Source organism: Halomonas sp. M1 (assembly GCF_029581375.1).
Classification (GTDB): domain Bacteria; phylum Pseudomonadota; class Gammaproteobacteria; order Pseudomonadales; family Halomonadaceae; genus Vreelandella.
Genome location: NZ_CP121119.1, coordinates 2518515 through 2531277, shown reverse-complemented (window position 1 = coordinate 2531277; position 12763 = coordinate 2518515). Strand labels below are relative to the sequence as shown.

At 55.8% G+C, this 12763-nt stretch carries 12 protein-coding genes; 8 read left to right on the top strand and 4 right to left on the bottom strand.

Features of this window, described 5'->3' with window-relative positions:
• Positions 1-87: 87 nt before the first annotated feature.
• On the bottom strand, positions 88-930 hold the full coding sequence (gene metF / locus P8S54_RS11670) for a methylenetetrahydrofolate reductase [NAD(P)H] (RefSeq protein ID WP_281441888.1): 843 nt from the start codon (positions 928-930) through the stop codon (positions 88-90).
• A 141-nt stretch (positions 931-1071) separates the two neighbouring features.
• Here metF and P8S54_RS11665 point away from each other — a divergent pair, with 141 nt between their 5' ends.
• Entirely contained in the window at positions 1072-2007 is a 936-nt protein-coding gene (locus tag P8S54_RS11665; RefSeq protein WP_281441887.1) for an AEC family transporter, read from the top strand.
• Here the strand turns inward: P8S54_RS11665 and ligB are convergent.
• Both ligB and metK read right to left on the bottom strand, forming a co-directional pair.
• Complete coding sequence (gene ligB, locus P8S54_RS11660; protein WP_281441886.1) at positions 2004-3689, bottom strand: NAD-dependent DNA ligase LigB; 1686 nt, start codon at positions 3687-3689, stop codon at positions 2004-2006. The two genes, P8S54_RS11665 and ligB, sit on opposite strands and share 4 nt — an antisense overlap.
• 200 nt (positions 3690-3889) lie before the next feature.
• Entirely contained in the window at positions 3890-5110 is a 1221-nt protein-coding gene (gene metK, locus P8S54_RS11655; RefSeq protein ID WP_281441885.1) for a methionine adenosyltransferase, read from the bottom strand.
• A 242-nt stretch (positions 5111-5352) separates the two neighbouring features.
• Here metK and tkt point away from each other — a divergent pair, with 242 nt between their 5' ends.
• The 7 genes from tkt to P8S54_RS11620 all read left to right on the top strand — a co-directional run bounded on the left by tkt (position 5353) and on the right by P8S54_RS11620 (position 12420).
• The gene (tkt, locus tag P8S54_RS11650) at positions 5353-7344 is read left to right on the top strand and encodes a transketolase (protein ID WP_281441884.1); all 1992 of its coding nucleotides are present in this window, start codon (positions 5353-5355) and stop codon (positions 7342-7344) included.
• Positions 7345-7377: 33 nt separating this feature from the next.
• The gene (locus P8S54_RS11645) at positions 7378-7731 is read left to right on the top strand and encodes a CidA/LrgA family protein (protein ID WP_281441883.1); all 354 of its coding nucleotides are present in this window, start codon (positions 7378-7380) and stop codon (positions 7729-7731) included.
• Positions 7721-8440: an LrgB family protein gene (locus tag P8S54_RS11640; protein WP_281441882.1), complete on the top strand. Its 720-nt coding sequence runs from the start codon at positions 7721-7723 to the stop codon at positions 8438-8440. Before P8S54_RS11645 ends, P8S54_RS11640 begins: the two co-directional genes overlap by 11 nt.
• 45 nt (positions 8441-8485) lie before the next feature.
• Complete coding sequence (locus tag P8S54_RS11635) at positions 8486-9529, top strand: glyceraldehyde 3-phosphate dehydrogenase NAD-binding domain-containing protein (protein ID WP_281441881.1); 1044 nt, start codon at positions 8486-8488, stop codon at positions 9527-9529.
• A gap of 48 nt (positions 9530-9577) precedes the next feature.
• Complete coding sequence (locus P8S54_RS11630) at positions 9578-10747, top strand: phosphoglycerate kinase (protein ID WP_281441880.1); 1170 nt, start codon at positions 9578-9580, stop codon at positions 10745-10747.
• A gap of 82 nt (positions 10748-10829) precedes the next feature.
• On the top strand, positions 10830-11894 hold the full coding sequence (gene fba, locus P8S54_RS11625) for a class II fructose-bisphosphate aldolase (RefSeq protein ID WP_281441879.1): 1065 nt from the start codon (positions 10830-10832) through the stop codon (positions 11892-11894).
• Positions 11895-12069: 175 nt separating this feature from the next.
• A complete protein-coding gene (locus P8S54_RS11620; RefSeq protein ID WP_281441878.1) occupies positions 12070-12420 on the top strand; it encodes a hypothetical protein in 351 nt (116 codons plus the stop codon).
• A 2-nt stretch (positions 12421-12422) separates the two neighbouring features.
• Here P8S54_RS11620 and P8S54_RS11615 read toward each other — a convergent pair whose 3' ends face one another.
• The gene (locus tag P8S54_RS11615; RefSeq protein WP_281441877.1) at positions 12423-12728 is read right to left on the bottom strand and encodes a hypothetical protein; all 306 of its coding nucleotides are present in this window, start codon (positions 12726-12728) and stop codon (positions 12423-12425) included.
• Positions 12729-12763: the final 35 nt, after the last annotated feature.

Genomic DNA, 12763 nt, shown 5'->3' with positions numbered 1-12763 from the left:
TGCTGTAACTTGATGGAAAAAGCCCCGCTCAATGGTCATTGAGCGGGGCTTTTTTGTGCGTTTTTAGTTCACACCTAGAGCCGGCTGTTAGCCGCCCAGATTATCGACAATCTTTAATACCGGGGCCGCTTGGTTCAACGTGTAGAAGTGTAGGCCCGGCGCGCCGCCATCTAACAGTCGCTCACATAGGCGGGAGACAACGTCGGTACCAAAAGCGGCAATAGCGTCGCTATCATCGCCATAGGACTCCAGCTGTTTACGGATCCAACGGGGGATTTCCGCACCGCAGGCGTCCGAAAAGCGCGCAAGCTTGGTGTAGTTGGTAATCGGCATAATGCCGGGGATAATCGGCTGCTCGACGCCTAGCGCACGCGCTTTCTCAACGAAGTTGAAATAAGCGTCTGCGGTGAAGAAGTATTGAGTGATGGCCATATTGGCGCCAGCCTTCATCTTACGGGCAAAGTTTTCCACGTCCTTATCTAGGTTGGGGGCCTGTGGATGAGATTCTGGATACGCCGCCACGGCAATTTCAAAATGATCGCCGGTTTCAGCGCGAATAAACTCCACCAGCTCATTGGCATAGCGCAACTCGCCTATGCTCGCCATACCTGACGGCATATCGCCGCGCAGCGCGACCAAGCTATCCACGCCCTCTTCACGATACTGCGCCAGCAGATCCCGCAGCAGGGCTTTTTCACTGCCAATGCATGAGAGGTGCGGCGCAGTGGTGATGCCGCTTTGGCTAACGCTGCGAACGATGTCACGCGTGCGCGCCTGGGTAGAGCCACCGGCGCCATATGTGACCGAGAAAAAACGCGGCTTACGCGCGGCCAGCTCATCACGCACGTGAATTAGCTTGTCTCGCCCGGCATCCGTATTGGGCGGAAAGAACTCAAAGCTAATACCTAACGGATGTTCTTGGCTGCTCATGGAAATTCCTCGCGTAGCGTCAACGTGATGTTATTTGGGTTATTCTCCCTTTTCCGCTGCATGGGGGCTAATGAAAGATTCCACGGTCGCCCTTCAATTCGGCTCATGTTGGATAAAATGGCCATTCATCAGGGAGGTGAAATGGATTTAGCGCCAAGCGCCCTTATGGGGCCACTGCTGATGTTATTAGGGTATGTAGGGCTGGGCTTTATTGCGGCACAGCGACTGAAGATAGACCCACGGCCTATTGCTACACTGCTGGTGTACCTCATTGCACCGCTGACAATTTTTCGCGCGCTGATGAACGGCGGCCCTACGGCTGAGTACCTGGTACTGACGCTGGCGCTGTTTATTCTAGTGAGCACAATGGCGCTTCTCGTGCGCCGAGTGACGCAGCACCGCTTCGGCCCTCAGGAGGGTGCACTTTTAGCGTTCTCCTCCGGCACTGGCAATACTGGTTATTTCGGTTTGCCGGTGGCGCTTATTTTGCTGCCACCCGAGGGCGTGACGCTTTACCTGTTCTGCATGTTGGGTATTAATCTATATGAGTTTACGGTGGGGTTTTATTTAAGCGCCCGCGGCCACTTTTCTGTGCGCCAAAGCCTAATCAAAATCGCTCGCCTGCCACTCCTCTATGCATTTCTCTTTGCACTGCTACTAAATGCACTCAACATCACGTTGCCTGCTACCCTGATGAGTTCTTTGGACGTATTCCCTGCCACGTATACACTGCTGGGCATGATGATTATTGGCATGACCCTCAGCCAGGTCACGCTGTCGGCGTGGGATACGCGCTTTGTCGCCACCTGCGTAGGGTTGCGCTACCTGCTTTGGCCGCTGGTCATGCTTGCCGCGGTGCTTGTGCTACAGCAGGTCACACCGCTGGCCCCGGAGCTTGCCATGGCCCTGCTGCTGCTGGGCGTGGTGCCTATGGCGTCAAATGTCGTGGTGGTCGCTATGGAGCTGGGTATTCAGCCCCAAAAGGGCGCCCTCGCGGTGCTCACCACCACGCTACTGGCACCGCTGCTGATTCCGCTCTATTTAAGCCTGATGCTGCGCCTAACCGGCCTGGGTTAAAAACCCGCAATGTCCGACTGCTGCAGTGTTAGCGCCATGCGCTGCACCTCCGGATGACTGAAAAACGCTGCTAGCGCGTCGGCTCGAACTGGGCCGACACCCGGAATAGCCTGCCAATCCGCCCGTGAATAGCCTTCCAGGGTTTGCCAATTGCCCAGTTGGGCACTACCGCCGGGCGACATGCCCAGCGCTGACAGCCATGCTGCGTAAGAAGCGGCCCTGGCAGCTCTGAATTGCGCTTCAAGAGCAGCAGCACGCACTGCTCCAATACCGTGGGCCTGTTGTAGCTGGGTAGGTGTCGCTTCCATCCATCCCAGTAACTCCGTAACAACGCCTGCGTCGATGAGCGCCTGCCAAGTGCCTTCTCCCACCCCTTGCATGCCCAACTGATCGCTTAAAAAGCTAAGCCTTGCCAGTAGCTGTGCTTCACAGCCCGGCGTTAACGTAAAGCAACTCAGCAAATGGTAGCGCTCCGGTGAGGGGGCGCTTAACGCCGCCCGCTCACGCGTTTGCCAGACGACATCCGTCACCTGGGGGATGGTCAGCCCTGCTAGCGTTACTGCCACTTGATCACCCGGCCTTATATCCCACGCTTGCCAGCGCTCTAACGAGTTTAACGAAACGCGGCTGATGCGCTTTCCTTCCAAGGTAACTGGGTAGAGCCACAGCAGTGGTGTCACGCGCCCGGTACGGCCTACGCGAAACTCCACGCCGCGTACCTGAGCCAACGCCTGTTGAGCTGGGTACTTCCAGGCGATTGCCCACTCTGGCGGCGATGAACTCCAACGCTGCACGCCAGGACGCTCCGCTTGTTTGAGCACAACGCCATCGGTAGCAAAGGGAAGCGCACCGTTAAACCACGCATCTCGCCAATAAGCGGCATCGCGCTGCTCGTTTAAGGAGTGCGTGTAGTCGGCGGTATCGAAGCCCAGCGCAGTAAGCTCGGCAAGCCTTACAGCCATATCGGTGGGGCCATCCGGCCAATCCCATACAAATAGCCCGACTCGGTTCAAAGTATCGGGGCTAGGTGATTGTTGCGCCATCGCTCCCGCCACGGCGCCCCGAGCGCCAGATGCAGGATTTTGTGACTGCACGTGGTCATTCAATACCCAATAGAGTTCGCCTTGGAACACTGCAGAAAGCGGCATAGGCAACGCATTGGGCACAGCGGAGAGTTGGTGAGCGCGGGCCGTCCAGTCTTGACCACGCTCGCCGTCCCCACGGCTTACGGCTTCGATTAACTCACCCTCTTGATAGCGTAGTGTGACCGCCACGCCATCTACCTTAGGCTGGATCCACAGGTTCTCCCGGCGGCTGGTAAAACGTCGAACGCCGGCATCGTCGGCTTTATTCAAGCCGGTTTGAGCGAACGGGTGGTTCAAGGTGCCGCCACTGCGGGTCACTCTGGTAAGCGGGCGGTGGGGCGTATCATCTCCCAGGCAGGCTTGCCAATTGGCTAAGCGAGCCAAGGCTTGGTCATAGAGTTCGTCATCAATAAGCGACTCGCCCTGGTCATGGTAGGCGCGATCCCATACCGCGACGTGTTCCACCAACGCCTGGGTCTCAAGCGCCAGCTGCTCCCTGGGCCACGGTGGGCACTCTTGTGCCTGGACGTATACAGCGCCGCCTATTAGCCACACCCCCAGCAGCCATCGTTTAGCCGCCTTTATCCTTTTTTGCATACCCCAACTCCCGAGAGCGCTCACTAACGACGCTGCTGGTAAATAGCGGCTACATTACAGCCTTAGCCGCTAGCGAAGTAATCTTAGCGCATGCCGTGGTACTTCTGTAGCGAACATAAAAAAACGCCCCCTGACCTAAGCCAAGGGGCGTTTTGGAGAACCTTCACTCTCGAGATGTCTAGCTTACCTTCAAGCGTCGTTTATAAACCGGCAGCCTGACGTAGAGAATGAGCTTTATCGGTCTTTTCCCACGGGAAGGCAGTAAAGGTTTCTTTATGTGCTTCGCCTTTGTCGTCTACCCAGCTGTAGCTGTGCTCAAAGGGCTCGCGGCCAAAGTGGCCATAGGCGGCAGTAAGACGGTACATGGGATGCAGCAGATCGAGCATTTTGGTAATCGCGTAGGGGCGAAGGTCAAAGTGCTCACGAACGAGATCAACAATCTTCGCGTCGTCGATTTTGCCAGTACCAAAGGTATCAATAGAGACCGAGGTGGGTTCAGCAACACCAATCGCGTAAGAGACCTGAATTTCGCACTTATCGGCAAGCCCTGCCGCCACAACATTTTTGGCCACATAACGGCCAGCGTAGGCTGCGCTGCGGTCAACCTTTGAGGGGTCTTTACCCGAGAAGGCGCCGCCACCGTGTCGTGCCATACCGCCATAGGTATCCACGATGATTTTGCGGCCGGTTAAGCCACAGTCACCCACTGGGCCGCCAATCACAAACTTGCCAGTCGGGTTGATATGGTACTGGGTATTTTCATCCAGCCACTCAGCGGGAATCACCTGCTCGACGATTTCACGCTTGACCATTTTGCGCAGGTCTTCCTGGTCAATTTCCGGGTCATGCTGAGTGGACAACACGATGGCGTCAACGCCACAGGGCTGGCCTTGTGCGTTATAGCGGAAGGTGACCTGGCTTTTGGCATCCGGGCGCAACCACGGCAGCAAGCCGTTTTTGCGCAACTCTGCCTGACGCTCCACTAAACGGTGCGAGTAGTGGATTGGCGCCGGCATAAACGAATCGGTTTCGTTGGTGGCGTAACCAAACATTAGCCCTTGGTCACCCGCGCCCTGGTCTTCTGGCTTAGAGCGGTCAACGCCCTGAGCAATATCAACGCTCTGCTTGCCGATCAGGTTAATCACCCCGCAGGTAGCCCCATCGAAGCCAACGTCGGATGAGGTGTAACCAATGTCGGTAATCACATCCCGTACCAGCGCTTCCAGATCCACCCACGCAGACGTAGTGATCTCACCGGCAATAATCGCTACACCGGTTTTCACCATGGTTTCACAGGCAACGCGCGCCTGCTTATCACGGGCAATAATGGCATCTAGCACCGCATCGGAAATCTGGTCGGCAATCTTATCAGGATGGCCTTCTGAGACGGACTCGGAGGTAAACAGGGAATATTCGCTCATCGCGCACTCGACCCTCTGTATGACGGCTGCATAGTGACCGCAGCATCAGCAGGAAATCATGGCAGGAGGTTCCCTGCCCGTATAAAGAAGCGGCTCGACAACTTTTACGGCCACTTCGGGAGGCAGAGTCTACACGCTGTTGGGAGTTCTTCACAGAAGCGGCCCGCAGAATTTGCCGCCGCGGGGGAAGTCAGCGACAATAGAGGCTTTATTATTTCTGTTTTCAGGCGAGGAGCACCCCCATGCCGTCCCGTTTTGAGCTGGCCAATGCCATTCGCGCCCTTTCCATGGATGCTGTTCAGAAGGCCAAATCTGGCCATCCTGGCGCCCCCATGGGTATGGCTGATATTGCCGAGGTGCTGTGGAATGACTACCTCAAGCACAACCCCGAAGACCCCAAGTGGGCTGATCGTGACCGGTTCGTGCTGTCTAATGGTCACGGCTCCATGCTGCTCTACTCACTGCTGCACCTCAGCGGCTATGAATTAAGCCTGGAACAGCTGCAAAACTTCCGCCAGCTGCATTCCCCCACCGCAGGCCACCCAGAGTACGGCTACGCGCCGGGCATCGAAACCACGACCGGCCCGCTGGGCCAAGGGTTTGCCAACGCCGTGGGCTTTGCGATTGCTGAGAAAACCTTAGCCGCGCAGTTCAACCGCCCGGGCCACACCATTGTTGACCACACCACTTGGTGTTTCTTAGGCGATGGCTGCTTGATGGAAGGTATCTCCCATGAAGCAGCGTCATTAGCCGGCACTCAGCAGTTGGGTAAGCTGGTTGCTCTGTACGACGACAACGGTATCTCTATCGATGGCGACGTTAAGGGCTGGTTCACCGACGACACCGCTAAGCGCTTTGAGGCTTACGGCTGGCACGTGGTGCCCAATGTAGATGGCCACAACCCTGAAGAGATCAAAGCCGCGATTGAGCTGGCGAAGAGCCACGACGATAAACCTAGCCTGATTATCTGCAAAACCATCATTGGTTTTGGCGCCCCGAACAAGCAGGGCAAAGAAGAGGCCCATGGCGCACCGCTAGGTGACGAAGAAGTGGCCCTGGCACGTAAAGAGCTTGGTTGGGAGCACGCGCCGTTCCATATCCCCGAGCCAATTTACTCCAAATGGGATGCTCGTAACGCAGGTAAAACCCGCCAACAGGAGTGGGACGCACGCTTTGCCCGCTATGCTGAGGCCTACCCAGCAGAAGCGCGTGAATTTAAGCGTCGCATGAAGGCACAGTTGCCAAGCGACCTGTCCACAGAAGCGCTGATCGAGCAGGCCCAAGAGAAAGGCGAAAGCATTGCCTCACGCAAAGCCTCCTTTGAAGCGCTGAACGTGATTGGCCCGCAGATGCCCGAACTGTTGGGTGGCAGCGCTGATCTCGCACCCTCTAACCTGACGTTCTGGAAAGGCGCTAAAGCGATTACGCCAGAAGATGCCAGCGGCAACTACCTACACTACGGAGTGCGTGAGTTCGGCATGGGCGCGGTCATGAACGGTATCGCGCTGCACGGCGGTTTCGTACCTTATGGCGCTACTTTCCTGATTTTCATGGAGTACATGCGTAACGCGGTACGCATGGCAGCGCTGATGGAAAAGCAGGCTATTTACGTGTTTACCCACGACTCCATTGGCTTGGGTGAAGATGGCCCAACCCACCAGCCAATTGAGCAGCTGACCAGCCTGCGCACCACGCCGAACCTGAACACTTGGCGCCCCTGTGACGCCGTCGAAACCGTCGCCGCCTGGGATGCCGCCCTTAAACGCCACTCCGGGCCCACGGCGCTGGTGCTATCACGCCAAAACCTGCCCCACCAGTCACGCACCAAAACGCAGCTGGCCTCAATTCAGCGCGGCGGTTACGTTTTGAAAGATTGTGACGGTACGCCCGAGCTTATCCTGATTGCCACCGGTTCAGAAGTTTCCCTGGCCATGGACGCTGCCGATGAGTTGGAAAAGCAGGGCAAAGCCGTACGCGTTGTCTCCATGCCTTCAACCTTCCGTTATAACGGCCAGGAAGAAGAGTATCGTGAGCGTGTACTGCCTAAAGCTGTCACCAAACGTATCGCCATTGAAGCAGGCCACGCCGACTACTGGTACAAATACGTGGGCCTTGATGGTCGTGTGATTGGCATGACCACTTACGGCGAATCAGCGCCAGCAGGTGAGCTGTTCAAGCACTTTGGCTTTACGGTTGACAACATCGTCAAACAGGCTAATGAACTGCTCGGCTAACGCTACGCAGGCTGATCAAGCGCGGGTTATGCAATGCCCGCGTTAAACGGTCTGCTATGGCTGATTAGTTATTGGTTAATCGGAGAAGTGGTGATCCACTTCTCCGGACTCCCTATTTCTTCCGGGGTGGTGGGCATGCTACTGCTGTGCACCACTCTCGCCGTACTTAGGCGCGTTCCCGCAAGTCTTGCCGCTGCTGCTCAACCGTTAATTGCCCTGCTCGCCATGCTGATTATGCCTGGCGTCGTCGGGGTGTTTTTTATGCTGGATGCGTTAGCTGGTGAGTGGCTCGCCGTTCTGACCGCGCTGTTGCTAGGCACGCTGCTTAGCGTTATGACCACGCTATGGCTGCTCAAACGTCTCATTGGACGCTCAAATGCCCGCTAGTCTTCTGAGTACCCTAACCGCTACCCCTCTGTTTGCTGTCGGTTTAACGCTTGCCGCTTTTTTACTTGGCAGCGCACTCTTCAATCGTCTGAAAAAGCCTTCATGGCTACCGGCTATTTTAATTGCCGCGCTGCTCTTAGCAGCGACTCTCGCAGTGTTCGGCGTGCCCTACGCAACGTATCAGCAGGGGGCTGCGTGGCTTACGATACTGTTAGGGCCCGCGACCGTGGCATTGGGCATGCCGCTCTACCAGCAGTTGCCGCGTATTCGTGAGCTATGGCGCCCACTGGTAGTGTGTCTGCCTATCGCGGCCATGCTTGCCGCCAGCTACGCCTTACTCATCGGTTGGTTGATGGGCAGCAGCCAGCATATCCTCGCCTCTATTGCCGCTAAATCGGTTACTGCGCCTATCGCTATTGGTATTACCGAACAGCTGGGTGGCAGTGTGGCGCTGCTGATGGGGGCACTGTTGTTGACCGGCGTGGTAACTATCCCGTTTGTCAGCTTTTGCGCAAAGCTGCTAAACATCGACGATGAGCGAATTATCGGCTTCGCTCTTGGCCTGAACGGCCATGCCATTGGCACCGTGCGGGCATTTGAACTCAGCCCAACGGCGGGGGCTTTTGCCTCGCTCGGCATGAGCTTAACCGGCATATTAACCGCTCTGCTGCTACCGCTTGCTTGGCGGCTTATCGGCATCGCCGGTTGAAATACGTTATCATCTCGCCACTTTATTTAAGAGCCGTTCTGTCTCATGGCTAATTCAACATCCAGGTATCGTATCGCCATTAACGGCTATGGGCGCATTGGTCAGTGCGTACTTAGGGCGCTGGTTGAGCGCAACCACGCCGAGCTTGAAGTAGTGGCCATTAATGAGCTCTCAGACCTCGCAACCATTACCTACTTAACCCGCTACGACACCACCCACGGCCGTTTTCCAGGTGATGTGGAGAACGACGGTGAAGCGCTGCTGATCAATGGCCAGCGAATCCAAGTACTGTGTGAACCCGATCCTAAGGCGCTGCCCTGGGCAGCACTGGATATCGACTTAGTACTCGAGTGCTCCGGCAGCTTTAAAGATCGTCTCACCGCAGAAATGCACCTGGCTGCGGGCGCCAAACGGCTGCTGTTTTCTCAGCCTGCTGAAAGCGATGTAGATGCCACTATTGTCTGGGGCATTAATGAGCACGAGCTAGCGCTTTCCCAGCATATTCTGTCGGCAGCTTCCTGCACGACCAACTGTTTAGTGCCGCTGCTCACCGTACTGGATGAGGCGCTTGGTCTTGAGCACGGCGTAACAACCACCATCCACTCAGCCATGAACGATCAGCCGGTGATTGATGCTTACCATCAAACCGACCTTCGCTTGACGCGCTCCGCCATGCAATCGATTGTCCCTGTAGACACCGGCTTAGCCGTGGGTATTAGCCGTTTAATGCCCAGCTTAGCTGGGCGTTTTGAGTGTTTGCATGTGCGTGTACCAACCATCAATGTTTCCGCCATGGACGTGGCGCTAAGTGTCCGCTGCGATACTACTGCCGAGCAGGTCAACGCTCTGCTACGCGCCGCAAGTGCACAGCGCCTTGCTGGTGTACTTGGCTATACTGAAGCCCCCATGGCCTCGATTGATTTTAATCATGACCCTCGCTCTGGCATCCTAGACGCCACCCAAACGCGCGTCGCGGGCACACGCTTGATTAAACTGTTGTGTTGGTTTGACAACGAGTGGGGCTTCGCCAACCGCATGCTGGATATCAGCCAACGCTTGGCCTCTCTACAAGCAGGTCGCGCTGACTAGGGCCGCATGACTATTTTCCACCTGTTTGAACACAAGGAAACCGCTCACATGAATGTGCAAAAAATGACTGACCTGCCCCTGGAAGGGCAGCGTGTGCTGATTCGTGAAGATTTAAATGTGCCTATCAAGCTTGGCCGTGTTTCCAGCGATGCGCGCCTGCGGGCAGCGCTGCCGACCATTCAAGCGGCGGCCAACGCAGGTGCAAAGGTCATGCTGATGAGCCACCTAGGCCGCCCCACTGAAGGCGAACCTAGCGAAGAGTTTTCCCTAGCGCCGGTGGCCGAACGCTTAGGAGAGCTTCTGGGCCGCCCGGTTACGCTTATTAGCGAGTATTTAGACACCGCGCTGGACCTGGCCAACGGTGAAGTCGTACTCCTTGAGAATGTGCGCTTCAATACTGGCGAAAAGAAAGACGACGAGCAGTTGGCCAAGCAGTATGCAGAACTGTGTGACGTGTTTGTGATGGATGCCTTCGGCACCGCCCACCGCGCCCAGGCCTCAACCCATGGTGTTGCCCGCTTTGCCCCACAAGCCTGCGCAGGGCCCTTGCTTGCCCAAGAGCTCGACGCCCTTGAAAAAGCACTGGCGAACCCTGCTCGCCCGATGGCAGCGATTGTCGGCGGCTCTAAAGTCTCCACCAAGTTAGATGTGCTCACCGCGCTTGCTGACAAGTGCGATCAGTTGATCGTTGGCGGCGGCATCGCCAACACCTTTATTGCCGCGGCAGGCTATAATGTGGGCAAATCACTCTTTGAGGCGGATTTAATCGGCCAAGCAAAAGCCTTGATGGAAAAAGTCGCCATCCCGCTGCCAACTGACGTAGTCGTTGCCACTGAATTTTCAGAGTCTGCCGAGGCGGTGGTCAAGCCAGTTGATCAGGTCGCTGATAACGAAATGATTTTGGATATTGGCCCAGACACCGCCGCCCACCTCGCCAGCTTGCTGAAAGATGCAGGTACTATTTTGTGGAACGGCCCAGTGGGCGTATTTGAAATTGACCAGTTTGGTAACGGCACTCGGGTAATCGCTCATGCTATCGCCGATAGCGCGGGTTTCTCGATTGCTGGCGGCGGTGATACCTTAGCGGCCATCGATAAATATGCCATTGCTGACCGTGTTTCCTATATTTCCACAGGGGGTGGTGCGTTTCTTGAGTACGTTGAAGGCAAGCAGTTGCCTGCCGTCACCGCGCTCGAAGCAGCTGCCCAACGCGGTTAATACGCATCGCGCTGAACCTGCACGCTCATAGCATCTGTGCACATAGACAACCCCGATTCAAAAACATACATAAGGTGACCCCATGGCTTTGATCAGCATGCGTCAAATGCTCGACCACGCTGCCGAATATGGCTACGGCATTCCAGCATTCAACGTTAATAACCTTGAGCAGATGCGCGCCATTATGGAAGCTGCTGATGCCACCGACTCTCCGGTGATCGTGCAGGCTTCTGCCGGCGCACGCAAATACGCCGGCGCCCCTTTCCTGCGCCACCTGATTTTGGCAGCGGTGGAAGAGTTTCCGCATATTCCCGTCGTTATGCACCAGGATCATGGCACTAGCCCTGCGGTTTGCCAGCGCTCCATACAGCTGGGCTTCTCCTCTGTCATGATGGATGGCTCCCTGGGTGAAGACGGAAAAACCCCCATGGACTACGACTACAACGTCGACGTCACGCGTCGTACCGTAGAAATGGCGCATGCCTGCGGCGTTTCCGTCGAGGGCGAGCTAGGTTGCCTAGGCAGCCTGGAAACAGGCATGGCCGGAGAGGAAGACGGTATCGGCGCCGAAGGTAAGCTAGACATGGAGCAGATGTTAACCGACCCAGAAGAAGCCGCTGAGTTTGTAAAAGCCACCCATGTGGATGCGTTAGCGATCGCCATCGGCACCAGCCACGGCGCTTATAAATTCACTAAGCCGCCCACTGGCGACACCCTCTCCATTCAGCGCATTAAAGATATTCATGCGCGGATTCCTGACACCCACCTGGTGATGCACGGCTCCTCCTCAGTGCCCCAGGAGTGGTTGGAAGTTATCAATCAGCACGGTGGCAAAATTCCGGAAACCTACGGGGTACCCGTGGCAGAGATTGTCGAGGGCATCAAGTATGGTGTTCGAAAGGTCAATATCGACACTGACCTACGCCTAGCCTCCACCGGCGCAGTACGCCGCTTCCTGGCCGAAAACCCCTCTGAATTTGACCCCCGCAAATTCTTGAAAGAAACCGTCTCAGCGATGCGTGACCTTTGCATCGCTCGCTACGAAGCCTTTGGTACGGCAGGCAATGCAAGCAAAATCAAGCCTATTAACCTAGAGGCGATGTTCGAGCGCTATGAGCGCGGCGAATTGGCTCCCAAGGTAAAGTAAGCGTGTAGTTAACGTACCTTCAAAAAGACGACCAGCCGGTCGTCTTTTTTTGGTCAACACTTTTCAATAGCACAGGTTATGAGCGAAAAAATAGATGTTGCAACGCAGCATTAATGCACTAACACTAGTCATGAGCCACTCAGTTTCATGTTCCAGCAAGGAGGCAACAACGCTTATGAAATCCCCGACCCCTCTTTCCCTAATGCCCAATTCACCAGCCGCAATGCTCGATATTTGGAAAGCGGGTTTTATGGTGTTTGAGCTTTGGAGTTCTTCATTATCGACCATCGCTATGCGCCAACAGCTTTGGCAAACACAGCCATTTTTCAGCCCCTCTATGATGCGTGAAAACCAACGTATGGTGACTGAAAAAATTGAGGCCAGCATGGAAGCTGGCCTCGTCGTGCAAAAAACGCTGTTTAGCGCCATGAGCGGTAATTACGCTCCGTGGTGGGTAACCAGCCAAAAGGCCATGAAGCCCTACCAGCGTCGCAGTAGCGCCAACTCACGGCGTTTATCCCGCTAGCGCTATTCACGCATTTCATCTTCACCCTCTTCAACAGCGTCTTCAGCACTACCCGTGCCACCGGTCCCCCCTTCAGCGTCCGCTTCCTCATCAGTGCCATTATCAGTGGAAGTCTCTTCGTCGCTGGGGGCGGGTTCCTCATCGCGCTGCACTGCACCTGCCTTAATACCGTACTTCTCTTCTAACGCAGTGTCGTCTAGCGCCTCATGCTGAGTTTCATCTGATTCCGTTTGCTCAGCTAAAGTAGGACCTGCTACTAACAGTAAGCCGCCCAGCGTAATTGAAAGCAACCAAGGGGTAAGTCGCATAGGGAGTCTCCTTTTTATGGTAATAACAGCTTAGC

Bases quoted from the DNA above. Each gene is read 5' to 3' on its own strand.
- fba (WP_281441879.1), top strand. From the start codon at position 10,830: ATGGCTTTGATCAGCATGCGTCAAATGCTCGACCACGCTGCCGAATAT.
- P8S54_RS11635 (WP_281441881.1), top strand. From the start codon at position 8,486: ATGGCTAATTCAACATCCAGGTATCGTATCGCCATTAACGGCTATGGG.
- P8S54_RS11640 (WP_281441882.1), top strand. From the start codon at position 7,721: ATGCCCGCTAGTCTTCTGAGTACCCTAACCGCTACCCCTCTGTTTGCT.
- ligB (WP_281441886.1), bottom strand. From the start codon at position 3,689: ATGCAAAAAAGGATAAAGGCGGCTAAACGATGGCTGCTGGGGGTGTGG.
- P8S54_RS11665 (WP_281441887.1), top strand. From the start codon at position 1,072: ATGGATTTAGCGCCAAGCGCCCTTATGGGGCCACTGCTGATGTTATTA.
- P8S54_RS11630 (WP_281441880.1), top strand. From the start codon at position 9,578: ATGAATGTGCAAAAAATGACTGACCTGCCCCTGGAAGGGCAGCGTGTG.
- tkt (WP_281441884.1), top strand. From the start codon at position 5,353: ATGCCGTCCCGTTTTGAGCTGGCCAATGCCATTCGCGCCCTTTCCATG.
- metF (WP_281441888.1), bottom strand. From the start codon at position 930: ATGAGCAGCCAAGAACATCCGTTAGGTATTAGCTTTGAGTTCTTTCCG.
- P8S54_RS11615 (WP_281441877.1), bottom strand. From the start codon at position 12,728: ATGCGACTTACCCCTTGGTTGCTTTCAATTACGCTGGGCGGCTTACTG.
- P8S54_RS11645 (WP_281441883.1), top strand. From the start codon at position 7,378: ATGCCCGCGTTAAACGGTCTGCTATGGCTGATTAGTTATTGGTTAATC.
- metK (WP_281441885.1), bottom strand. From the start codon at position 5,110: ATGAGCGAATATTCCCTGTTTACCTCCGAGTCCGTCTCAGAAGGCCAT.
- P8S54_RS11620 (WP_281441878.1), top strand. From the start codon at position 12,070: ATGAAATCCCCGACCCCTCTTTCCCTAATGCCCAATTCACCAGCCGCA.